General features: G+C 69.9%; 19 protein-coding genes and 1 tRNA gene. 9 read left to right on the forward strand and 11 right to left on the reverse strand.

Features of this window, described 5'->3' with window-relative positions:
- Positions 1-27 precede the first annotated feature (27 nt).
- Complete coding sequence (locus IPK71_18515) at positions 28-1,602, reverse strand: protein kinase (GenBank protein MBK8215729.1); 1,575 nt, start codon at positions 1,600-1,602, stop codon at positions 28-30.
- 212 nt (positions 1,603-1,814) lie between these two features.
- On the reverse strand, positions 1,815-2,753 hold the full coding sequence (locus IPK71_18520; GenBank protein MBK8215730.1) for an SDR family oxidoreductase: 939 nt from the start codon (positions 2,751-2,753) through the stop codon (positions 1,815-1,817).
- Between the two features lie 146 nt (positions 2,754-2,899).
- Between IPK71_18520 and IPK71_18525 the strand changes: the two genes are divergently transcribed.
- The 3 genes from IPK71_18525 (at position 2,900) to IPK71_18535 (ending at position 7,115) form a co-directional block, all read left to right on the forward strand.
- A tRNA-Phe gene (locus IPK71_18525) sits at positions 2,900-2,972 on the forward strand.
- 146 nt (positions 2,973-3,118) lie between these two features.
- Positions 3,119-4,726 (forward strand): PQQ-dependent sugar dehydrogenase, encoded by a 1,608-nt coding sequence (locus tag IPK71_18530; GenBank protein ID MBK8215731.1) that lies wholly within the window; start codon positions 3,119-3,121, stop codon positions 4,724-4,726.
- A gap of 259 nt (positions 4,727-4,985) precedes the next feature.
- Positions 4,986-7,115: an SUMF1/EgtB/PvdO family nonheme iron enzyme gene (locus tag IPK71_18535; GenBank protein ID MBK8215732.1), complete on the forward strand. Its 2,130-nt coding sequence runs from the start codon at positions 4,986-4,988 to the stop codon at positions 7,113-7,115.
- 10 nt (positions 7,116-7,125) lie between these two features.
- Here the strand turns inward: IPK71_18535 and IPK71_18540 are convergent, their stop codons facing one another.
- From IPK71_18540 to IPK71_18550, 3 genes are read right to left on the reverse strand one after another with little or no spacing between them, the layout of a single operon-like run.
- Positions 7,126-8,697: an adenylate/guanylate cyclase domain-containing protein gene (locus IPK71_18540; protein ID MBK8215733.1), complete on the reverse strand. Its 1,572-nt coding sequence runs from the start codon at positions 8,695-8,697 to the stop codon at positions 7,126-7,128.
- A 42-nt stretch (positions 8,698-8,739) separates the two neighbouring features.
- Positions 8,740-9,729, reverse strand: a complete 990-nt coding sequence (locus IPK71_18545; protein ID MBK8215734.1) for a flippase-like domain-containing protein — start codon at positions 9,727-9,729, stop codon at positions 8,740-8,742.
- Positions 9,710-10,279, reverse strand: coding sequence for a hypothetical protein (locus IPK71_18550; protein MBK8215735.1), 570 nt, complete (start codon positions 10,277-10,279; stop codon positions 9,710-9,712). Before IPK71_18550 ends, IPK71_18545 begins: the two co-directional genes overlap by 20 nt.
- Before the next feature lie 97 nt (positions 10,280-10,376).
- On the opposite strand from IPK71_18550, the gene thiC reads away from it, so the two are divergent.
- Positions 10,377-11,762 carry a phosphomethylpyrimidine synthase ThiC gene (gene thiC / locus IPK71_18555; protein MBK8215736.1) on the forward strand — a complete coding sequence of 462 codons (1,386 nt, stop codon included), beginning with the start codon at positions 10,377-10,379 and terminating at the stop codon, positions 11,760-11,762.
- Positions 11,759-12,448, forward strand: a complete 690-nt coding sequence (locus tag IPK71_18560; protein MBK8215737.1) for a hypothetical protein — start codon at positions 11,759-11,761, stop codon at positions 12,446-12,448. The genes thiC and IPK71_18560 overlap by 4 nt, the downstream gene beginning before the upstream one ends.
- Here the strand turns inward: IPK71_18560 and thrC are convergent.
- The 3 genes from thrC to IPK71_18575 are packed head-to-tail and all read right to left on the reverse strand — an operon-like array spanning position 12,432 to position 15,616.
- Entirely contained in the window at positions 12,432-13,766 is a 1,335-nt protein-coding gene (thrC, locus tag IPK71_18565) for a threonine synthase (protein MBK8215738.1), read from the reverse strand. The two genes, IPK71_18560 and thrC, sit on opposite strands and share 17 nt — an antisense overlap.
- Positions 13,767-13,784: 18 nt before the next feature.
- Complete coding sequence (locus IPK71_18570; protein MBK8215739.1) at positions 13,785-14,888, reverse strand: hypothetical protein; 1,104 nt, start codon at positions 14,886-14,888, stop codon at positions 13,785-13,787.
- Positions 14,885-15,616, reverse strand: a complete 732-nt coding sequence (locus IPK71_18575; GenBank protein ID MBK8215740.1) for a tetratricopeptide repeat protein — start codon at positions 15,614-15,616, stop codon at positions 14,885-14,887. Before IPK71_18575 ends, IPK71_18570 begins: the two co-directional genes overlap by 4 nt.
- Positions 15,617-15,853: 237 nt before the next feature.
- On the opposite strand from IPK71_18575, the gene IPK71_18580 reads away from it, so the two are divergent.
- The 3 genes from IPK71_18580 (at position 15,854) to rsfS (ending at position 18,676) form a co-directional block, all read left to right on the forward strand.
- Positions 15,854-16,522, forward strand: coding sequence for a hypothetical protein (locus tag IPK71_18580; protein ID MBK8215741.1), 669 nt, complete (start codon positions 15,854-15,856; stop codon positions 16,520-16,522).
- 146 nt (positions 16,523-16,668) lie between these two features.
- Complete coding sequence (locus tag IPK71_18585) at positions 16,669-17,934, forward strand: glutamate-5-semialdehyde dehydrogenase (GenBank protein MBK8215742.1); 1,266 nt, start codon at positions 16,669-16,671, stop codon at positions 17,932-17,934.
- A gap of 295 nt (positions 17,935-18,229) precedes the next feature.
- Positions 18,230-18,676, forward strand: a complete 447-nt coding sequence (gene rsfS, locus IPK71_18590; GenBank protein ID MBK8215743.1) for a ribosome silencing factor — start codon at positions 18,230-18,232, stop codon at positions 18,674-18,676.
- 85 nt (positions 18,677-18,761) lie between these two features.
- Here the strand turns inward: rsfS and IPK71_18595 are convergent, their stop codons facing one another.
- On the reverse strand, positions 18,762-19,196 hold the full coding sequence (locus IPK71_18595) for a glutathione peroxidase (GenBank protein ID MBK8215744.1): 435 nt from the start codon (positions 19,194-19,196) through the stop codon (positions 18,762-18,764).
- Between the two features lie 517 nt (positions 19,197-19,713).
- On the opposite strand from IPK71_18595, the gene IPK71_18600 reads away from it, so the two are divergent.
- Positions 19,714-19,890, forward strand: coding sequence for a hypothetical protein (locus IPK71_18600; GenBank protein ID MBK8215745.1), 177 nt, complete (start codon positions 19,714-19,716; stop codon positions 19,888-19,890).
- A gap of 113 nt (positions 19,891-20,003) precedes the next feature.
- On the opposite strand, the gene IPK71_18605 is transcribed toward IPK71_18600, so the two are convergent.
- Both IPK71_18605 and IPK71_18610 read right to left on the reverse strand, forming a co-directional pair.
- Entirely contained in the window at positions 20,004-20,948 is a 945-nt protein-coding gene (locus tag IPK71_18605; protein MBK8215746.1) for an MBL fold metallo-hydrolase, read from the reverse strand.
- Positions 20,949-20,984: 36 nt separating this feature from the next.
- Positions 20,985-21,584 carry a hypothetical protein gene (locus tag IPK71_18610; GenBank protein ID MBK8215747.1) on the reverse strand — a complete coding sequence of 200 codons (600 nt, stop codon included), beginning with the start codon at positions 21,582-21,584 and terminating at the stop codon, positions 20,985-20,987.
- Between the last annotated feature and the right edge of the window lie 70 nt (positions 21,585-21,654).

The following is a 21,654-nucleotide window of genomic DNA, read 5'->3' on the forward strand; positions in this document are numbered from 1 at the left end:
GCGAAACGACGGGAGAACCTGTGACCGTTAGGGCTTGGGGTCCGCAGGTTTGGGGTCGGCGGGCTTGGGGTCTGCAGGTTTGGGGTCTGCGGGTTTGGGGTCTGCGGGTTTGGGGTCTGCGGGCTTGGGGTCTGCGGGCTTGGGGTCTGCGGGCTTGGGCTCGTCGGAGGTCGGCTTGGCGCCGGCGTCGATCACGGCCTTCGGCGCGCCACCGTCGCTCGCGCCCCCGTCTCGCCGGATCGTGCGACCGCCCGTCGGCCAGATGCGAGGTCCTGCGTCGTCGAGATCTCCGAGCTCGATGCTCTCGTCGCCCGTGGGCGGTGGCGCCGGAGTCGACGGCTGGGACGTCGCCGTCGCGGAGGGAAGGGCGGTGGCCGTGGCCGTGGCCGTGACAGAAGCCGACGGAAGGGGCGTGCCCTGAGAGTTTGCGTCGATGCGCTTCGAGATCACGACGGCGGCCGTGGCCGCGACGATCGCGACGCCGACGAGCGAGGCCGCGAAGACCGCGTTCTTGCGCTTGCCACCCTCGCTGTAGGCCACACCCTCGACCGTCGAGTGGCCGCCGGACAAAGACGGGTGGCGGGACACGGAGGCGACGTCGGAAGGGGGGAGCGTAGCTGCGCCGGGGATCGCGGGCACCTCCCCCGGGAAGAGCGTGGGACCCGAGAGCGCCGTGTAGCCGCCCGACAAGGAGGCGGGCGCGGGCTTCGACGTGAAGCCGCCTTGCCCCGCCCCCGCTTCGGTCGAGGGCGGCGGCGGCATGCTCATCGAGCCCCCCTGGAAAGACGCCTGTCGGAGCGCGTGTTGCATCGCTTTTGCGCTGCTCCACCGCTGCGCCTTGTCGAACGCGAGCGCCTTGTCGACGACGTCGACGATGGCCTTGGGGGTGGTGGGGGCGGCCGCGCCGAGCGAACGCGCCGGGCTCGTCGCCGTGAGGATCATGATCTCGTTCGGCGTCGACGCGTTGTGGACGATCTCGCCGCAGATCAGGGCGAACATCGTCGCTCCGACGGACCAGATGTCGGAGAGGGCGTCGATCTCTTCGATCCTGCCGCGCGCCTGCTCGGGGGGCATGAACGCGGGGGTACCGAGGAGGGTGCCGTCGTTCGTGGTGAAGGCCGAGGCCGCCGTCGCGTCGCGAAGCCGGGCGATGCCGAAATCGAGGACTTTGACGAGCCTGTCCTTCGTGAGGAAGATGTTCTCGGGCTTGAGGTCGCGGTGAACGATGCCGACCGCGTGCGCCGCGACCAGCACGTCGAGCAGCGCGTCCATCACCAGGATCGCGTCCTTGAGCGGGAGCCGGCCACCGAGGCGGTTCGCGCGCGCGTCGGCGGTCTCGCCTTCGAGGAGCTCCATGACGAGGAAGACCGACCCGTCCTCCGCCACGTCGTCGTCGAGCACGCGGACGACACCGGGGTGGTTGACCGTGTTCGCGACGTAGCCTTCCCGACGGAACCGCGCCGTGAGCGCCGGGTCCATCGACATCGTCGGGTGGAGCATTTTTAGCGCCACGCGGGACCCATTGCGGTGCGTCGCACCGTACACGGCCGCCATGCCGCCCGTGCCGAGGAGGGCGTCGATGCGCCATTTCTCCTTGACCATCGTACCGACCCGTCGCTCGACGAAGTCGACAAACGATCCGCGTGGGTGGTTCATAGGGGCAGGATGGGGCGGAGAGAGCTCACGAGAATGAGGACTCCAAAGCTATCAAGGTTCGACTTCGCCCGACAATCATTTCGGGGAGGCGCTCGGGGCGACGGCGGCTTTCGGGCGCAAATCCTCGAAAAGTCTTCGCATTGTGGCAGGTGGCCTCGTCAACGACGTGGCCCGGAGCGGAGCTCTGCGACGAGGGCCCGGAGGCCGTCGCGCAGGGAGGCGGTGGGCGCGTAGCCGAGGTCCTCGCGGGCCCGCGAGATGTCGGCGACCGAGTCGCGGACGTCCCCGAGGCGCTCGGGGGCGAAGACGATCGCCGGTGTAGCCTCGCACGCCTCGCCCACCGCCGCGGCGAGCTCGAGCAGGGTGGTGCGCTCGCCGAGCGCCACGTTGAACGACCGGCCCGAGACCCCCGCTCGTGTCCCCGCGAGCACGTTCGCGGCGACGACGTTGTCGACGAAGACGAAGTCCCGGCTGGCGCTCCCGTCGCCGAAGATGGTGATGGGCGCGCCGCGCAGGACGCGGTCGGCGAAGATGCTGATGACGCCCGAGTACGCCGACGACGGGTCTTGCCGGGGACCGAAGACGTTGAAGTAGCGCAGGCACACGGACTCGAGGCCGTACACGCGAGAGAACGCCTGGAGGTAGTGCTCGCCCGTGATCTTCTCGACGCCGTACGGCGAGACCGGTCGCGGCACGTGGGTCTCGCGCTTCGGGAGCTCCGGCTCCTCGCCGTAGACCGCCGCCGAGCTCGCGAAGACGATGCGCCGCGCGCCCGCGTCGCGAGCCGCGAGGGCCACGTTGAGGGTGCCCTGCACGTTGACGGCGTGGGTCTCTCTCGGGTGCTCGACCGAGTAGGGCACGCTCACGATCGCCGCCTCGTGGAAGACGAGCTCGCGCCCCTCGGCCGCCCGGGCGACCGCGCCCTCGTCGCGGATGTCCCCCACGTGCAGGTCGACGTCGCCCGCGACCTCGGCGAGGTTCTCTTGCTTGCCTGTCGTGAGGTTGTCGAGCACACGCACGGAGTGCCCGTCGCGCACGAGGCGGGTCACGAGGTGGGATCCGATGAAGCCGGCACCTCCGGTCACGAGCACGTTCATCGCCATGGGCGAGATCTACCCTCGGTGGGGCGTGGGGCAAAGGACCGTGGCCCGCTCGTCCGGGAAAAGCCACGCCGCCTCGAAACCCCGCGCGAGAGAGGCTTGACAAGGGCGCCGGGTCCGGGCGATACACACTTTCGCTGCCCGCCCAGGTAGCTCAGTTGGTAGAGCAGGGGATTGAAAATCCCCGTGTCGGCGGTTCGATTCCGTCCCTGGGCACTACATCGCCGTGTCTCCGCGAGAGCGTACCGAGGCACGAGGCGAGCTCTCTCGAGGGACGAGCTCGGCCGTGCGGTGCGCGTCCGGTACGCTCGCGCCGGTGTTCGGGGCGGACAAGGCCCTCGTGGCGCGGCATAGTACCCGCCATGAAGAAGCTCACGTTCGCCGCGACGCTCGGTCTTCTCGGTCTCTTCACGCACACCGCGCTCGCCGCACCGGGCGACACCCTCTCGGCCGGTGACCCGGACGACCTCTTCACGATCACCGACTACGTCGCGAGCGACACCGCGCTCATCACGACGATCCGGTTCTTGCCGGACGGGCGCATGCTCATCGGCGAGAAGACGGGCGCGCTCAAGATCCGTGAGGCGAACGGCACCATCCGCACCCTCTACACCTTCCCGGTCACGACCACGTCGGAGCAGGGCTTGCTCGGGGTCGCCGTGCAGCCCGACTTCGCGACGAGCCGAAGGATCGTCGTCTACTGGACGCGCGCGAACTCGGTCGGCGGCACGCCCGAGAACCGCATCAACGTCTCGAGCTTCAAGCTGAACCCCGACGACACGGTCGACTTCGCGAGCGAGAAGGTGCTCGTCGCCAACATCACGGCGCCGGCCAACCACGACGGCGGCGGCCTCTCGTTCGGCCCCGACGGCTACCTCTACGTGGGCGTGGGCGACAACGGCTGCAACGAGAGCGTGCCCGCCACGGGCCTCCACAGGAACCTCCGTGGCACGGCGATGAACGTGGCGACGGGCAAGGTGCTCCGGGTGGCCGTCGACGGGACGATTCCCCCGACGAACCCCTTCGTCAACGCCACCGGCGCGATCACGGGCAAACCTCTGCCCTCGGGGGAGTGCGTGCGCGAAGCGAGCGCGACGCTCCCGACCACGACCGAGCCCGTCCGGAAGGACATCTACGCCGCGGGGTTCCGCAACCCCTTCCGCATCTGGACCGACCCGAAGACTGGCTTCGTGTGGGTCGGTGACGTCGGCGAGGTCACGTACGAAGAGGTCGACATCATCAAGACCCCGGGCCAGCACTTCGGGTGGCCCTTCATCGAGGGCAAGTCGGGGAGCCCGGGCTCCGGGCCGAACCCGCCCGCGAAGTGCAGCGAGGTCGTTCCTCGCACGGGAGATTGCGTCGAGCCCGCCCACGTGTGCACGCACAACCCGCGTGACTGCGAGTCGATCACGGGCGGGTACATCGCCGACAGCTGCGCCTTCCCCAAGGCGTGGCGAGGCACGTACTTCTACGCCGACTACGAGACGTTGAAGCTCTACTCGATGGCGACCACACCCAACCGAGATGGCCTCGTCGAGGCGTCGCGGAAGGTGTTCGCGACGTTCGCGGGAGCTGCCAACACCGGCCCGGTCGACATCGTGAGCGGAACCGACGGCGGCCTCTACGTCGCCATCCTCGGGGTAGGCGCGAACTCGCGCGTCCTCCGGATCTTCCCGAAGACGGTCGTCCCCGATCCGGAGTGCGAGGCCAAGGCGGACGCCGGGCCCGACGGGGGGCCGTCCGCGGACGGGGGTGGTGGCGGTGGTGGCGGGGGCGGTGGTGGTGGTGGCGGAGGAGGAACGACGCCGGACGGTGGCGTCCCGGGTGCGTCGGGCGAAGACGCCGAGAGTGGGTGCGGGTGCGCGGTTGTAGGCTCCGACTCCACCTCGTCCACCGGGAAGTGGGCGCTCGGAGCCGGGCTCGGCGCGCTCGCGTTCGCGGTGGCCCGCGCGAGGCGCCGTCGCGGCTGAGAAGAAGCGGGAGGAAACGTCGCGCGAAGGGGTCGGCGAGGCGCTCGTCGGCCCCGGTATCGGAGCCGACACCGGACGGCGCGAGGGCGTGAAAGGGCCTCGCTGGAGCGTTCCACGCTCGAGGTCGCCGGAATCGACACGACCGGAGAAACCAGCCCACCCCGACGTGCGTAGCGTCGACACCACGAACGATTGGGAGGTCGCTTTTCCGCCATGGATGAGCGAACCTTCGCCGCCTCGGGGGGTGCAAGAAGAGCTCATGGAAAACGATCCGCTTAGCCTCGTGGGGACGACGATCGCCGAGAAGTATCTCGTGGAGTCCGTCGTGGGCGAGGGCGGCTTCGCGGTCGTCTACCGCGCCCTCCACACCGTGTGGAAGCGGCCCGTCGCGATCAAGGTGTTCAAGGCGCTCTCCGAGGTGAGCCGCGCGCGGCGCCAGGAGCTGCTCGACGACTTCATTCGGGAGGGCGCGCTCCTCGCCGAGCTTTCCGAGCGTTCGTCGGCCATCGTGCAGGCGCGCGACGTCGGCATGGTCGCGCTGCCCCAGGGCGACTCCGTCCCCTACATGGTGCTCGAGTGGCTCGAAGGCGAACCGCTCGAGACCCTGCTCCTTCGCGAGCGTGAGCTCGGCACGCCGCCGCGAATGCCCGAGGAGGTCGTCGCGCTCCTCGGTCCCGTGGCCAACGCGCTCGCGCTCGCGCACCAGAAGGGCATCGCTCACCGCGACGTGAAGCCGGGCAACATCTTCGTCGTCGCGACCGACGACGGGGTCGCTCAGGTGAAGCTCCTCGACTTCGGCATCGCCAAGGTCGTGCAGGAGGCCCAGAAAGACGGCTTCCGCAAGACCGCGGGCGGCATGACCTCGTTCACGCCTCTCTACGGCGCGCCGGAGCAGTTCGACCGCGGCCGCGGAGCGACGGGGCCCTGGACCGACGTGTTCGCGTTCGCCCTGATCTTGGTCGAGCTCTTGGCGGGGCGCGAGGCGCTCGTCGGTGACGACCTCGCGCAGCTCGCGTACTCGTCGATGGATGAGCGTCGTCGTCCGACGCCACGCGAGCTCGGGGTCGAGGTCTCGGACGAGGTCGAGGCCGTCTTCGCGAAGGCCCTCGCCGTGCGCCCCGAGGATCGTTACGGAGACGCGGGGCTCATGTGGTCGGCGCTGCGCGGGGCGCTCTCGATGGGACCCGCGAGCGGCTTGGCGGCGACGATGCCCACGGGGACGACCGTGCGCTCGGTCCGCTCGCCCGTCGTGCAGGATCCGACGGAGCACACGCTCTCGAGCAACGATCGCACGTTGGCGGCGGCGGTGGCAGTGCCGTCGGGCCCGACCGAGGGCCCCTCCGGAGGCGCTCTTCCGAGCTCGCGCACCCTCACGGCCGACCCGACACCACCCGCCCCGAGCCGAAAGGGGCTCGTGTGGGGAGGTGTGGCAGCGGTCGCGCTCCTCGGGCTCGCGGCCTTCGGCGTCTCGCGCATGCGCTCGGTCGATCCGGCGCCCTCGACCCCCGCCGCCTCGACGACGATCGCCTCGGCTACCCCGACGCCATCGGTCGCGCCCTCTGCCGCACCCGCGTGCCCGAAGGGGATGCTTCGCGTCGACGGTGGCGAGTTCTTCATGGGCTCGGACGACAAGAAGACCAACGAGGACGAGCGCCCCGCGCACCCGGTGAAGCTCTCGGCCTATTGCCTGGACGAGTTCGAGGTGACGACCGCCGAGTACAAGGCCTGCAGCGACGCCGGCAAGTGCAAGCGCCTCGACCCTTCGTCGAACGAGTGGAAGGGCATCACGGCCCGCCAGAGAAAGCTCTACGACCCCGTGTGCAACGCGAACGACTACGCGGGGCGCGGGAGCCACCCGATCAACTGCGTCGACTTCGAACAAGCCGAGACGTTCTGCCGCGAGGTCCGCGGCGGTCGCTTGCCCACCGAAGCGGAGTGGGAGTTCGCCGCGCGGGGCTCGGACGGGCGTGTGTACCCGTGGGGCGACGCGCTGCCAGCCCCTGGCCTCCTCAACGCCTGTGGCGCCGAGTGCGTGGCGTGGGGAAAGAAGAACCCCGACCCCGACGGGTACTTCGTCGCCATGTACAAGTCGGACGACGGCTTCGTGCACACGTCCCCGGTGGGGAGCTTTCCTCGCGGCCAGACGAGCCACGGCATGAAAGACATGGTCGGCAACGTGTGGGAGTGGGTTTCGGACTACTACGGCCCGTACGCGAGCGGTCCGAAGGTCGTCGACCCGAAGGGCCCCGACAAGGGTGAGGAGCGTGTCATTCGCGGTGGCGCGTGGAACGGCGGTGATCCCGCGTGGCTCCGCCCGTCGTTCCGGTACCAAGCGCCCGCCACCATGCGGAGCCACGGCATCGGGTTCCGCTGCGCGAAATCGGGCTGACGTTCGATTCTCAGGTCGGCTCGCTCGGCTCTTCGAGGGGCAAGAACCGTAGAGGATCCTTCACGTTTTTGACCTGCATGCTCCCCACGGGGCCGAAGGTGTATCGGCCCGGAGCGAGGCGCTTGGCGGCGTCTTCCATGACCAGGATCTGGCCGCGGGTGGCGCACCCTTGCAGCCTGGCCGTGTTGTTCATTCCGCTCGAGAAGCCCGTGAAGTTCGCGTTCGGGCCGAACTGGCCGACGAAGAGGGGAGCGAGGTTCACGCCGGTGGCGACGCCGACGCCCGAGCCGCGCAGGAGGGCGAACTCGTCTTCTTCGGGGATGCGGTCGGTCATCGCGCGGATGTCCTTCGCGCAGCGGATCGCAGCCGAGAGGCGCTCTTCGGGGGACGTGTCGTAGAAGGGCGGGCCGAAGAGCGCGATGATGCAGTCGCCGACCATCTTGTCGAAGACGCCTCCGTGCTTCCAAACGAGATCGACCGCGCGCTCGCTCCACTTCTCGACGAAGGCCGCGACGTGCGCGGGGGTGCGGAGAATCTGCTCGGAAATGCGAGTAAATCCGGAGATATCCATGTACACGATCGCCACCTCGGCTTCGCGCGGCGAGAGGTAGGCGTGGGTGTAGTCGTCCGATTGGAGGAGCCGCGCGACGTCGTCCGGGCGGAACGAGCTCGCGAGGGCGCGCCACTCCTTGTTGAAGTCGACGACACGCTGGCGGATGAACCCGGCGAAGCTCGCGATGAGATCGCGGTCGAAGGTGTTGAAGGCCCCGCCTTTCGCCGTGGCGACGACCTTTCCGACCAGCACGCTGTTGGTGATGCCGTTGATGAGCACCTCTTCGTGGGCCGCGTGGATGCCGAAGCGCTCGAGGAGGCCGTTCGACTCGCCGGCGAGGAACGCCCGGCCGAGGGACCGGAGCTCCTCGGGGCTCACGCCGCCCGTCGGGTCTTTTGCGGGCTCGCGGCCCTCGAAGACGCGCACCTGAAGGCGTGCTCGATCTCCTCCCTCCTCGGTCGTGTAGACGAGCACCATGCGATCGAGGGGAACGACGCTGCCGAGGATGTCGACGGCGCCGGCGAGCCCCTCCCCGAGCACCCTGTGCCGGAGGGCGTCGCCCACGCGCATCATCACGAGCTGTTTTTCGCGCGCCGCGCGGATCGAGAAGAGGTGGTTGTCGAGCACCTCGGCCACGAGCGAGAGGCTCGCCCTGGCCTGTTCGATCGAAGCTCCTTCGGGGACGACGAGCGCCATGCGGCCGAACCACGCTCCGGCGACGTCGAGCGGCTGCGCGACGAGATGCCCTCCGTGGACGGGCATCGACACGAGCTCGCGCCGCGCCTCGGACGTGGCCGCGATCACCTCGTCGCGCTCGGGGAGCCAGGCCTCCGCGGGGTGGATGCGCTCGGTGAGGGCGAGGTCGTCGCCGTAGGTCTCGATGAAGAGCACCTCGCCGCCGACGTGAGCGCACACCTTGGGGAGGAGCGTGGACAAGAGCTCGGCGAGGCTCTCGTGCCTCACCAGGGCGACCTCGATCGCCTCGTCGACGAGGGTGCGGAGTGCGAAGAGGGCGTTCATGTCGGTCATGGGTTGCCGATGATGCACGAACTCTTGCCCGCTGGAAAAGGCTCAGGTGGGAGAAGGTGTCTGCCGGCCCGCCCGAGACGCGAGGAGCACGCCGAAGCCGACGAGGGCCACGACGAGCTGGACCCCATGGGTGAACGTCGAAATGCCGGCGGCGAGCACCTTGGTGGTGCCCAAAGCACCCGCGGCCATGGAAAACGAGGCCTCGCGTGCGCCGAGCTGGCCCGGGACCGCGACGGCTACCGTGGCCGCGACGAGCTGAGCTCCGAACGCCGCGAACGCCGAGCTCGCTCCACCGCGGACGCCCATCGCTCGGCCGACGATGGCGATCTCGACCACCGCCAGGCTCATGCTGACGAACAGCAGGAGGGACGGCCACACCGGCACGAGGGCGCCGCGCAGGCTCTCCTCGCGCATCTCGGCGATACCTCCCGCGAGGCGAGGGAACCTCTCGGCCGTGGCCCGAGCGACGCCCTCGGACCGGACGAGCGCGCGGATTCCCACCCCGAGGACCCCGAGCAGCGCGGCGTTCGCGAAGAGCACCGCCCGCAGCGGGACACCGGCGCCGTCCCGAACGAAGGCAGCGCAGACGAGGCTCATCGTCGCGACCGAGAGGAACGTGGCGGCCTGGAGCGTCGCGCCGGAAGATGCGGCTGCCGTCACGGGGACGCCGTACGGGGCGAGGAGCGAGGCCTTCGTGGCCTCCGCGGCGGGGCGTGGCATGGGCACGATCTGCGCGACGGCGGTGGTCGCCACGTGGATCGCGTAGAGGCGGAGCGGAGGGACCCGCTTCGCCCACGGCCCGAGCGCGTGAGCCGTAGCGGCCGTCTCGAGGCCGATGCGCGCCGCCTCGATGGCGAAGCAGAACGGCAGCGTCGACAGGGCAGGGGCCATGGCGTCGGCGAGCGCGCGTGGCCCGAGCTCGTACAAGAGGAGCGCGGTGACCAGGACACCCGCGACCGAGCCCAAGACCTTGACGAGCGTGGCGACCGGGGCGGTCCGGCGCTGCGGGCGGTCAGGCGCCGCGAGCGACACGTTTCTCGAGCTCGGTCAGATCGTCCTCGTGGATCGAGAAGTCCCACGGGTCTTCGTGCTCGACCCGGTCTCCCCCGGTCGCGATCACCCGAACCCGTTTTCCCGATGGAAAATCGATGGTTACGCCCCTTCTTACCTGGCCGTCGGCCTCGTGCTCGAAGGGGGAGGCTTTGACCGCGCCGAGGGGCGCGGAGAGGTCGCCCTCGGGGTGCGCGAGGCAGAGCGTGCTCGTCGTGACGTGGAGCCGTGAGGCAGGTCGACGAAGGAGCGTCAGCCCGACGAAGCCGAGGGTGACGAGGCCCACGAGGCCCAGGATCGAGAGCGTGTAGACTGCAGTGAAGAGCGGGGAGCTCGCGACGAGCTCGGCCGTCGAGTCGGGCGTCTTTTCGGCGAGGGCGACGAGCACCGCGCCGATGAGACCGAGGCCGACGAGGTACCCTGGCACGACGCGGCCCGAAGCGACGGCCGGGCCTGGCTTTCGGCCGAGCAGGACGGACAGGTCGGGCCTCGCGCTCGTGCGGTAGTCGACGCTGCGAGGCGCTTCGTCCATGCCCCCCAGCATACGCCTCGGCACGGGCTCGGGCGAGGACGGAAGATCCCCGAAGCGCCTTGCCCGGACGGGCGCTCCGGCCTAAGACCTCGGCCCCATGAGAGCCAACTGGACCGCCCCCCGCAAAGGTCAGCCGAACGTCACCCAAATGCACTTCGCCCGGAAAGGCATCGTGACGGAGGAAATGCGGTTCGTCGCGGAGCGCGAGAAGGTCGAAGCCGAGCTCGTCCGTTCGGAGGTGGCGCGAGGCCGGCTCGTGATCCCGGCCAACATCGAGCACGAGAACCTCGAGCCGATGGGTATCGGCATCGCCCTCTCGTGCAAGGTCAACGCGAACATCGGGAACAGCGCGGTCACCGGAAACGCCGAAGGGGAGCTCCGCAAGCTCGCCGTCTGCATGAAATACGGCGCCGACACGGTCATGGACCTGTCGACGGGTGGCGACATCGACGGAATCCGCAAGACGCTCGTGCAGGCGTCCAAGGTGCCGCTCGGCACGGTGCCCATCTACCAGGCGCTCCAGGCGCGCAAGAACGTCAAGTCGCTCACGGCCGACGACCTCATCGACATGCTCGAGCACCAGGCGAAGCAGGGCGTCGACTACTTCACCATCCACGCGGGTGTGCTCGTCGAGTACCTCCCGCTCGTGAAAAACCGCATCACGGGCATCGTGTCGCGCGGTGGCTCGATCATGGCGCAGTGGATGCTCGAGCACCACAAGCAGAACCCGTTCTACACCCACTGGGACAAGGTCCTCGAGATCTGCGCCAAGTACGACGTGACCATCTCGGCGGGCGACGGTCTCCGCCCCGGGTGCCTCGCGGACGCGAGCGACGCCGCCCAGTTCGCGGAGCTCAAGACGCTCGGCGAGCTGACGAGGCGCGCCTGGGAGAAGGACGTGCAGGTCATGATCGAAGGCCCCGGCCACGTGCCGTTCGACCAGATCGAGATGAACGTGAAGAAGCAGATGGAGCTCTGCCACGAGGCGCCGTTCTACGTGCTCGGTCCGCTCGTGACCGACATCGCCCCCGGCTACGACCACATCACGAGCGCGATCGGCGCGACCATGGCCGGCACCGCGGGCGCCGCCATGCTCTGCTACGTGACGCCGAAGGAGCACCTCGGCCTGCCCGACGAGGACGACGTGCGCCAGGGGCTCATCGCCTACAAAATTGCCGCTCACGCGGCCGACATCGCGCGCAAGCGTCCCGGCGCCCGCGACCGCGACGACGCCCTCTCGCGTGCGCGTTACGCCTTCGATTGGAAGGAGCAATTCCGCCTCTCCCTCGACCCCGACACGGCTCAGTCGATGCACGACGCCACGCTCCCGGACGAGTACTTCAAGACCGCCGAGTTCTGCTCGATGTGCGGCCCGAAGTTCTGCTCGATGCACATCAACCGCGAGGTCGAGGCCTACAACCAGAAGCTCGACGAGGCGCAGAAGTCCGGCAAGCGGACGCTCGACATCTTTCAGGCGCGGTGAAGCTCGACGCGGTCCTCGACGGCGCCCGGAGCGGGGCCGCGTGGGTGTGGGAGCAGCTCGGGGAGTTCGTCCAGCTGCTCCGCCACTCCCCGGTCGCGCGCGCCCGCGCTCAGGCTGCGGTGGCCCTCTGCATCGTCGCCTGCGGGCGTACTTCGCCGTCGGCGAGCGCCCCCGACTCGTCGCACCCCCAGACGACGAAGCCCGCGGCTCCGCTCCTCGTGGCGTCGGATGGCGGGGCCCCGGACGTCCGTGATGCTTACGTCGACGAGCTCTACAAGCGCGCGGCCGAGGGCACCGAGGAAGATCTGATGCGCCTCGCCCGGAGGCTCGGGCCGCTCGACCTCATGGAGACGGCCCGTACGAAGGACGAGCGCCGCCTCGCCGTTCGCGCGATGGCCTTCACCGAGGGGCTCGCCGGTCTCCCGATCTTGGCCGAGCTCGCGGCAGGGGAGGACGAGGCGCTCGCCCTCGACGCGTCCGAGTCGGCGACGAGCCTCGCCGGGCGAGGGCGCGATCAGAACGACCCCGAGGACGCCGAGGAAATGCGTGCAGGGTGCACAAAACTCCTCGCCGTCGCCAAGGGGACCGGTCCGAAGGCGGTGCGCATCCAGGCGGTGCGTACGCTCCGATTGCTCGCCGACCGTGGGTGCGCAAAAGTAGACGATATCCCTAAGGATTTTGACTGACGTTCGGCTGCGCGAGGTGCTCGGCGACCACGTCGACGTCGGCCGGGAGCTCGGTCGGGCGGTTCGGCGCGCGCACGTTGACCCCCTCGGGCAGCGTGCCCTCGTGGGTACCGACCTTGAGCTCGGTGAACTTGAGGCCGCTGGCGGTCGAGACGACGACGACGCGGTCGTGCTCGCGGATGACGCCGCGCTCGCGTAGCTTTCGCGTCGCGACCAGCGCGACGGCGGTGTGAGGGCAGACGTAGAGCCCGGTCGTGTCGGCGTCGAACGCGGCGTGGGCGATCTCGGCCTCGGTCGCGTCCTCGGCGATGCCGTTCATCGCCTCCATGGCGCGCATCGCCCGAGGCGCGCTCACCGGAGCCCCGATGCGAATCGCGGTCGCGAGCGTGTCGCCTGCGCGGAGATTCTCGACGACGCCCTTGCCCTCGCGGTACGCACGGACGAGCGGGTTCGCGGCGGCGGCCTGGGCGACGACGAGCCGGGGCATGCGCGCGACGAGCCCTAGCCGAACGAGCATGCCGAAGCCGGCGTGGAGGGCCGAGGCGTTCCCGAGGTTCCCGCTCGGGAGCACCACGAAGTCGGGCACGTCCCAGCCGAGCTGGCGCGCGATCTCGAGGGCGACCGTCTTTTGGCCCTCGATGCGCAAGGGGTTCATGCTGTTCGCGAGGTAGACGAGGCGCCGCCGCGAGAGCTCCTTGACGATGGTCATGCAGCCGTCGAAGTCGGTGGCGAGGGCGAGCACCCTCGCGCCGTGCGCGAGGGGTTGGACGAGCTGCGCGGTCGAGATTTTCCCTCTCGGCAGCAGCACGACGACCGGGATGCCGGCGGCCGCCCCGTAGGCCGCGAGGGCCGCCGACGTGTCGCCGGTGCTCGCGCAGGCGAGGGCCGTCACGGACAGCTCGCCCTTCGCCCGGGCGTCCGCGACGGCGCTCACGAGGGCGGTCATGCCGAGGTCCTTGAACGAGCCCGTGTGCGAGGTGCCGCACTGCTTCACGTAGAGCTCGGGCACCCCGATGCGCTTGCCGTAGCGCGCGGCGTGCGTGAGGGGCGACTTGCCCTCTCCGAGCGTCACGACGTTCTCGGTGGCGACGCCGGGCAAGACCCACTCGCGGAAGCCCCAGACCCCGGACCCATCGAGCCCGAGCCCTCGGCCCGCGCGGGCGTCGAACGTGGCCTTCCAGTCCTCGTGTGCGGCGAGCGCGCCCTCGTCGTGCACGACCTCGAGCAGCCCCCCGCACGTGGGGCACACGGGCTCCGCGAGCGAGAGCGGGTGGACGCCGGCGCAACCGGAGAAGCAGCGAAACGATGCGGAGTACACCTGACTACCTCGCGTGGATCAGCCCGGGACGCAGCGGAGCACTCGAGGCCCCGGCGAGGGCGCGGCGGGCAAACAGCGGAGCGGGGCGGGGCAGTCGGAGTCGCGGTTGCAGAGGTCGCGGCACACGTTCCCGGGGCCGGCATCGGGCTGGCCGTCGACGCGAGGCTCGCACTGGGTGCTCTTGCAGTCTTGGTAGGTCGTGCAGGTCGTTCCTGCGTCGGCGCGAGTGCCCTCACCGTCGCAAACGTGGATCGGCCGCGTGTCCGTAGAGCTACGCGGGAGCCACACACACGCCTGCGTCGCGGGGCAGTCTTTCGTGGCGGCGCAGTGCTGGACGCACTGGGTGCTGTCGTAGCAGAGGTTCGACTTGCACTGGCTGTCGGTGGTGCAGGCCGTGCCGGGGTTACGGAGCGTGCCTCGCTCGTCCGTGCAGACGAAGCCGAGGTACTTACCGGAGACGCTCGTGAGCGCGCAGACGCTGTCGGTGGCGCAGTCGTTCTGGCTGCAGCAGTTGTCGACGCAGCGCTTGACCCCGCCGTCGGTGACGTCGCCGCAGAGGCCGCTGCGGCACTCGGCGTTGGTCGCGCACGTGACGCCGCCGGCCTTGCCTCCGGCCGCCGGGACCTCGCGTTCGGGGAGCACCTTGGAGGCCGACACGCAGTAGCTCCCTCCGGTGCCCGTGTTGAGGCACACGAAGCCGCGGTCGCAGTCGTTCGAGGTGCAACAGATCTTGGTGCACACGCTGCCGCCGTTCGCCTCGAACGCGGGCAGGCTCATGATGCTATCGGTGCCGCAGAGGCCGCTCACGCAGTCCTTGTTGACGCTGCATCGGCTCCCGAGCTGCCCGGACGTGTTGCCGTCGGACGCGTCACGGACGTCGACTCCGCCGTCGAGGTCGGTCGGCGCGTCGGGGGGGAAGGCGACATCGGGATCGGCCGCCGTGTCGACCGAGCTGCCCGAGACGCAGACGCCGCCGGAACAGAACTGGCCGGACGGGCAGGCGCCCGCTTTGCCCTCTTCGCACGAGAACGGCGGAGGGTCGCTCCCGACGATGAGCTGGCAACCGAAGGCGGTCACGAGGAGACCCGCCATGGCGCCGACGGTCAGGAATCGCGCGTTCATTGGAACCCTCCGACCAGCACGAGCCCACCCTGGCCGGTGCCAAATGTGGGTGCAAGTGCGACCTTCTGGGGCAGGATCTTCGGGCGCGCGAAGTAGAGCACGGCGGCCGCGGCCACCCCGACGACGCCCACGGCGAAGCCGATGTCGGACACGATCGCGGAAGTGTGGGCCGAGTCGGTCTTGGCGACCAGGTCGGCGTAGGAGCCGTCGCGACCGGTCACGAATCCCGAGGGGCGCTCGCCCATGGCCTTGAGCCCGAACACCGTGCCGACGCCGAGACCGACCACGCCGATGCCCGCGGCCGCGATCGTCGCGGCGTCGATGCGGCCCTTCGGGGGCGGGCCCTCGGGCTCCTTGGGCTTCTCGGGGACGACGATCACCTTCACCTCGGGCTCGGGCTTCTTTTGCTCGTCGAGCTGCTTCTTCGCCCCTTCGAGGCGCAAGATGATGGCGTCGGCCTTGCTGCGCTCTGCGTCGGTCACGTCGGGCATGGTGCGGTAGGCGCGGAACTGCTCGAGGGCCTCGTCGAGGAGGACGAGCTTCTCGCAGACGACGCCGAGGTTGAACACGAGCTCCTTCGACTGCGGGTCGAGCTTGCGCGCCTCGAGCAGCTCGACGCGGGCGTCCTTGTAGTTGCCCTGGCCGTAGAGCTCACGTGCCTTGCCGAAGTGTTTTTGGGCCTCCGCGTGGGCGGAGGTCTCGGGCTCGTCGGCGCGGGCCGTGCCCACGCGAGACGACGCGATCCCCACTCCGATGAGAAGAATCCACCTCGCGACCGCGTTCCCCGACGTTCTCGCCCGATTCATAAGCCTTCGGGAGTGTACTCGAAACTCGCGGAGAGCGCTCGGAAAGCGCGGGAACGCCCGACCCGGCCCCACGAGGGCGGAAAGGGCCCTTGGCGAGGTCGCCTCGGGGGCCCGAGCCGGCCTCGTGTAAGCTCCGGCGGCCGGAGGCGTTCGGGGGGCATGAAGGCTCTCTCGTTCTTCCGGTCCACCCTCGCGTTCGCCTCGATTTCGGCCCTCTTCGTCTCGTCCACGGCCCTCGCGGACGAGGCCGTCGTGGTCGTGGGAGGGCCGTACGCCGAGCCCCCACCCCGCGCCGTCCAGCCCATCGAGCCGCGCACCTCGTACGAGCCCCGCTACGACCGCGACGACCTCTACGAGCGAAGGCGGTCTCCCGTGCGGGTCGCGCTCGGGCCGTCGTTCCTCACCACTGGGCAAGGGCTCGGGGTCGGGCTCGGCGTCGGCCTCGAGCTCGGCTCGGGCATGGTCGGCGGGCGGCTCGGCGCTGCCTGGCTCCGCGGCGAGGGCACGAAGAACGGCGTCCTCACGCCCACGGGGGACTCGGTCGGTCACTACGTGGGGGAGCTCACGTTCGACGTCGTGAAGCGCGGGCCGTTCCACCCCGTGTTCGGTGTGGGTGCAGGTATCTTGCACGTATCGCGGCCGGACGTGAACGGCGTCGTTGCCGTCGGTACGGCGCGCGCGTCGCTCGAGTATTTCACGCCTATCGAGGAGGCCGACCTCCGCCTCGGCCTCGACGCGACCGTGGGGCTCGCCGGCCCCGGCGCGGAGGCCCTGAAGGACGTGAAGGCCTACGGCCTCTTCGGGCTGCACGCGGCCCTGGGTTTCTGAGGCGGCGCGGGCCGGGCGTGGGTCGCTCGGGCGCGCCGCGTGGTCGGGGGGGAGAGGCTGCGGGGGCGAGGCCCTCGAATCGCGCGCCTCCGCGGCCTCTCTCCCCCGATTGCGCGACGTTCTCGGTTTCGGTAGTGCACCCTTCCATGTCCACGCCCTCCCTCGAGACCGAGATCCGCGACATGTGCCTCCGCGCCCGGAGGGCGGCGCGAAAGCTCGCCCCCCGCGACACGGCCGTGAAGAACGCAGCCCTCTCGCGGATCTCCGCGCGCCTCCGGGAGGGCGCCTCCGCCGTCGTCGACGCGAACGCGCGCGACATGGAAGCGGCCCGAGAAAAGGGAATCTCCGGTGCCATGCTCGACCGGCTCCGGCTCGACGCGGGGCGAGTGGAGGCGATCGCGGCCAGCGTCGACGAGGTGCGCGGCCTCCCCGACCCGGTGGGCGAGCTCGTGTCCGAGGTCGTGCGCCCGAACGGTCTCCGTGTGCGCCGGGTGCGTGTGCCCCTCGGTGTGGTGGCCATGGTCTACGAGGCTCGCCCGAACGTGACCGTCGAGGCGAGCGCCCTCTGCCTGAAGGCGGGAGACGCGATCGTCCTCCGCGGCGGCTCCGAGGCCATCCACTCGAACCGCGCCCTCCTCGAGCACGTGCGCGGAGGCCTCGCCGACGTGGGCCTCCCGGAGGACGCCGCGAGCCTCGTGCCGTTCACCGATCGTGACGCCGTGCGGGTCCTCGTGCAGCAGACCGAGACGGTCGATCTCGCGATCCCCCGCGGGGGCGAGGCGCTCATTCGGTTCGTGACGGAGCATGCGCGTGTCCCCGTCGTCCAGCACTACAAGGGTGTGTGTCACGCCTACCTCGACGGTGGATGTGATCTCGACAAGGCGATCGCCATCGTCGAAAACGGGAAGCTCCAGCGCCCGGGGGTTTGCAACGCCCTCGAGTGCCTCCTCGTGGACGCGGGCGACGCCGCTCGCCTCTTGCCCCCGATCGCCACGCGTCTCCTCGCGGCGGGCTGCGAGCTCCGTGGCGACGAACGTGCACGCGCGCTCGTGCCGGAGATGCGCGCGGCCGCGCCGGAAGACTTCGGCGCCGAGTTCCTGGATCGTGTCCTCGCCGTGCGCGTGGTCGATGGCCTCGACGGGGCCCTCGCCCACATCGCCGAGTACGGCTCGGGCCACACCGAGGCCATCGTGACCCGGGACGAAGCCCACGCCGCGCGGTTCCGGAGCGAGGTCGACGCGGCGTGTGTCGCCGTGAACGCCTCGACGCGCTTCCACGACGGAGGGCAAATGGGCCTCGGCGCCGAGATCGGCATCGCGACGAGCAGGCTCCACTGGCGCGGGCCGATGGGGCTCGAGTCGCTCACGACCATGAAGTGGATTCTCGACGGCGACGGTCACGTCCGTGGTTGACGCGCGCCGAGCTTTGACCGCAGGATTCGCGCGAGCGGCGCGCGGGTAAGACCCGCCTCCGCCCGCGAAGGAGAGTACGGTTTTGGCGTCCACGAAAAAGCCCGCGAAGGCGAAAGAGACCGAGGATACGCGCGAGACGACGAGCGCGACGAAGCGCGAGGTCCCGAAGCCCCGCGCGACGCGCCCGAAGCTGCGCTCGTCCCACGGCGCGCAGGTGCCCGCGAAGAAGACCACCCGCACGGCCTCCAAGGCCGCGCCCGCGGCGGCCCCGAGGTCCCGCACGACCCGCGCCCCGATGCCCACGCCGAAGGTCGCGTCGGATGCGCCGCCGAAGAGCAAGCGAAGCCGCGTCACGCCGCCTCCCGCGCAAGGCCAGGGCTCGCTCGCGAGCGACGCGGCGCGCGAGGTCGCCGTCGCGATCGCCGTGGCGGCCCTCGACAAGAAGGCGCACGCGCTCGAGATCCTCGATGTGGCAGGGAAGGTCGACTACGCGGACTTTTTGGTGCTCATGTCCGGAAAGAGCGATCGTCAGGTCGCCGCCCTCGCGCAAGGCATCGAAGAGGCGCTCCGAAAGAAGGGAAAACGCGCCCTCTCGGTCGAAGGCCTCCCCCACGCGATCTGGGTCCTCATGGACTTCGGCGACGTCGTCGTGCACGTCTTCCAGGAAGACTCGCGCCAGCTCTACGACCTCGACGGTCTCTGGATGGACGCGAAGCGTATCCCGCTCCCGGCCGACGCCTGAGCGCACGTCCCGTCGCGTGAGCGACGAAATAAACGGAGGGCCGAGGAGCGATGTCTCCCGGCCCTCGTTTCGTGCCTAGAGGACCTCAGCGGCGGGCGAGGGCCGCCTCGATGTCGGCGACGATCTCGGGCGACTCGGGCAAATCGCCGTTCAGGTAGCGCTTCACGGCCTTCCCGTCGCGGCCTACGAGGAACTTGGCGAAGTTCCAGTCGATGTCGCCAGCGAACTCGGGCCCCTGCGACTTCAGCCACTTGTAGATGGGGTGCGCGTTCGGCCCGTTCGTCTCGATCTTCTCGTACATCGGGAACTCGACGCCGTAGGTCTTCTCGCAGAAGTCCTTGATGTCTTGGCCCGTGCCCGGCTCCTGCTCGCCGAACTCGTTCGAGGGGAAGCCGAGCACGACGAGCCCCTGGGGGCCGTACTTTTTGTAGAGGTTCTGGAGACCCTCGTATTGTGGGGTGTTTCCGCAGTACGAAGCCACGTTCACGATGAGCATGACCTTGCCGCGGTACTCGCACATCGACTGATTGCGGCTGAGGATGAGCGTGTTCGCCGAGAGGGCGTAGAGCTCGTCGGGCTTGGCGGGCGGGTTGCACGCGGGCGGGGGCGGCTCCGGCGTCGTGCTCCCGGTGGGGGCGGTGGTCCCGGTGGGCGTGGCGGTCGGGGCCGGCGTGCTCGGCGCACTGGTCGCGCTCGGCGCCGGGCTCGGAGAAGGGCCCTCCGTGGCCGAAGAGCAAGCGACCGCGGCGACGATGGCAGAGAGGGCACAGAACACGACACGCTTGCTCATGAGGGCTCCCTTTCGAGGACGCGGGCCGTCGCCGTGGTCGCGACGATGGCACCGGCTCCGTCCCTACGAAGCGTAGAGGCCTTCGGATCGGGGAGCAACGCACGTCGGCGTGGGCGACGAGGTGGCCAAGTCACCCCCGAAAATGACCGGGCCACCGTCGGACGACCTTGGTCTTGGTTTTAGATTAATAAAATTCGACACTTATGAGCGGCGAGGTGTTGGCATGCGGTGCGCATGAGGGGGCACCATGACCCCTCGCGATTGGAACACGGTTTTTTCGGACATCCCCTCGTTCGTGCGCCCTTCGGGCCCCCCGGAAGGCGAGTCGATGCGCGCGGCGTGGTGGCGCTCCGGCGCGCACGCGACCCAGTTTCCCGAGCGCCGAACCCGGGCGTCGCGGCGGCGCATGCGCACCGAGGACTGATGCGAAGGGCACGGTGCGGCGCCCGAGGCCGACGACGACTCGTCGCCGGACCTCGGTCCTAGATCAACAGGCTGCTTTCGCGCAGGCAGGCGCTCACGCCCGTAGGCCGCGGGTCAGCCGGCCGTGCCCTCGTGGCGCTTCTTGGCCGCAAAGGCGAGGCCTTGTGCGTTCAGGGTGACGTCGAGCTCGAGTGAGCGAAGATCTCGCGCGTCGAGCTCGAGCCCCACGGCCTTCGCGTGGGCGTCGAAGAGCGTCCGGAGGTCTGCCTCGATGCGCGCCGTGACCTCCACGAGCGTGTCGAACCGGCTCGCCTCGCGGACGACGAGGGCCTCGGACGCCTCGACGAACCTCTGGACCTGTTCGGCGACGGCGGCGACCTCGGTCACGTCGCCGAAGTGCGTCGGCGAGGCCGTCCTCTCCCCGAGGGAGACGACCTTCGTGATGCTCGCGAGCGCGGCCTTCGCGTCGAAGTCGGTCGGGCTCGTGGACGCGAAGGCGAAGGTGCCCTTACGCTGCAAGTGCGGGTACACGAGGCCGAACGTATCGCCCGTGTAGACGGTGCCGGTCGCCGCGTCGTGCAGCACCAAGTGATGCTTGGCGTGGCCTTGGGTGTGATGCGCCACGAGGACGCTGTCTCCGAGCTCGACCGACGCGCCGTCGTCGAGCGTGCGCACGCGGCCCTCGGGGATGGGCTCGATCGTGCCGTATACGCGGCGAAAGTGCTCCTCGCCGTATACGGCCGTGGCGCTCGCGACGAGCTTGTCCGGCGCGACGAGGTGACGCGCGGCCCTCGGGTGCGCGAGCAGGATCGCGTTGGGGAAAGCGGCCATCGCGGCGCTCGCGCCACCGGCGTGGTCGAGGTGGGCGTGGGTGACCGCGACGTAGCGGACGTCTTCTTTGCGAAGGCCTCGGGACTCGACCGCCCGCACGAGGTGGGGGAGGGCGTGGCTCGTGTACGTCTCGATGATGGCGCACTCGGTGCCGGCGACACGAAGGTAGGCGCCGACGTAGCCGGGTTGCGCGGGCTCGCAGTCGATGGTGTGCCGCTCGTGGATCATGAGCGCACGGTAGCAAGGGCCGGCGCGGCCGTCGCGTCACTCGCAGGCGTCGCCCGAGGAGGGGCTACACGAGCGTTTGCAGGAGGACTCTGCGGTGACCGGGACGCTCTCCTTCACGCAGTAGCTGCCCGCGAGCTTCTCCGCGCCCGGGACGAGCGCGATGATGTCCTTGCAGGAGAACCCGGCTCCGCACGGGCAGTACGAGCCGCCGTCGTCGGTGCGGCCCTCGGCGTTGGCGCATCGGCACGAGCAGTAGACCGCGTCGGCCGCGCGTCGGTCGGCGCACTGGGGCTCGACGCCGTCGACGCCGGAGGGCCGGACCGGCTCACCGCTCGGCGTCAGGCAGCCGCCGCTCGTGAGGTCCCCGTACGGGCAGGAGACCCGCCCCCGAAAGTGGTTCACGAGGCAGACACCCGAAGTGCACGAGCGGCTGCGATCCTCGATCACGACCTCGGCCTCGTGGAACGACGCGAACCGCGGGTCGCTCTCGGCCGCCGGCACGCACGGGTCACCGATCCCGAGTCGCTCGTGGACGCCGGGCACGTCGGTGCTGTCGGGATCGACGACGCCGAGGCAGCCCGCGGTCGCGAGGGCCACGAGGCCGCAGGCGATCGTCGAAATTACAATTGGTTTCATAGGATTACGTGCTCCTTTGGTTTTCGCGGGGGGCCTTGGCGCCGCGAACGGGGCGGCGTCGCGAGGGCGG

The organism is Myxococcales bacterium (assembly GCA_016712525.1).
Classification (GTDB): domain Bacteria; phylum Myxococcota_A; class Polyangia; order Polyangiales; family Polyangiaceae; genus JAAFHV01.

What these genes read in the sequence shown, in the direction of transcription:
- IPK71_18570 (MBK8215739.1), bottom strand. Translation starts at nt 14,888, where the DNA reads ATGAACGCGCGATTCCTGACCGTCGGCGCCATGGCGGGTCTCCTCGTG.
- IPK71_18605 (MBK8215746.1), bottom strand. Translation starts at nt 20,948, where the DNA reads ATGATCCACGAGCGGCACACCATCGACTGCGAGCCCGCGCAACCCGGC.
- IPK71_18520 (MBK8215730.1), bottom strand. Translation starts at nt 2,753, where the DNA reads ATGAACGTGCTCGTGACCGGAGGTGCCGGCTTCATCGGATCCCACCTC.
- IPK71_18580 (MBK8215741.1), top strand. Translation starts at nt 15,854, where the DNA reads ATGAAGGCTCTCTCGTTCTTCCGGTCCACCCTCGCGTTCGCCTCGATT.
- thiC (MBK8215736.1), top strand. Translation starts at nt 10,377, where the DNA reads ATGAGAGCCAACTGGACCGCCCCCCGCAAAGGTCAGCCGAACGTCACC.
- IPK71_18540 (MBK8215733.1), bottom strand. Translation starts at nt 8,697, where the DNA reads ATGACCGACATGAACGCCCTCTTCGCACTCCGCACCCTCGTCGACGAG.
- IPK71_18610 (MBK8215747.1), bottom strand. Translation starts at nt 21,584, where the DNA reads ATGAAACCAATTGTAATTTCGACGATCGCCTGCGGCCTCGTGGCCCTC.
- IPK71_18535 (MBK8215732.1), top strand. Translation starts at nt 4,986, where the DNA reads ATGGAAAACGATCCGCTTAGCCTCGTGGGGACGACGATCGCCGAGAAG.
- rsfS (MBK8215743.1), top strand. Translation starts at nt 18,230, where the DNA reads ATGCCCACGCCGAAGGTCGCGTCGGATGCGCCGCCGAAGAGCAAGCGA.
- IPK71_18530 (MBK8215731.1), top strand. Translation starts at nt 3,119, where the DNA reads ATGAAGAAGCTCACGTTCGCCGCGACGCTCGGTCTTCTCGGTCTCTTC.
- IPK71_18585 (MBK8215742.1), top strand. Translation starts at nt 16,669, where the DNA reads ATGTCCACGCCCTCCCTCGAGACCGAGATCCGCGACATGTGCCTCCGC.
- IPK71_18595 (MBK8215744.1), bottom strand. Translation starts at nt 19,196, where the DNA reads ATGTGCGAGTACCGCGGCAAGGTCATGCTCATCGTGAACGTGGCTTCG.
- IPK71_18600 (MBK8215745.1), top strand. Translation starts at nt 19,714, where the DNA reads ATGACCCCTCGCGATTGGAACACGGTTTTTTCGGACATCCCCTCGTTC.
- IPK71_18550 (MBK8215735.1), bottom strand. Translation starts at nt 10,279, where the DNA reads ATGGACGAAGCGCCTCGCAGCGTCGACTACCGCACGAGCGCGAGGCCC.
- IPK71_18515 (MBK8215729.1), bottom strand. Translation starts at nt 1,602, where the DNA reads ATGGTCAAGGAGAAATGGCGCATCGACGCCCTCCTCGGCACGGGCGGC.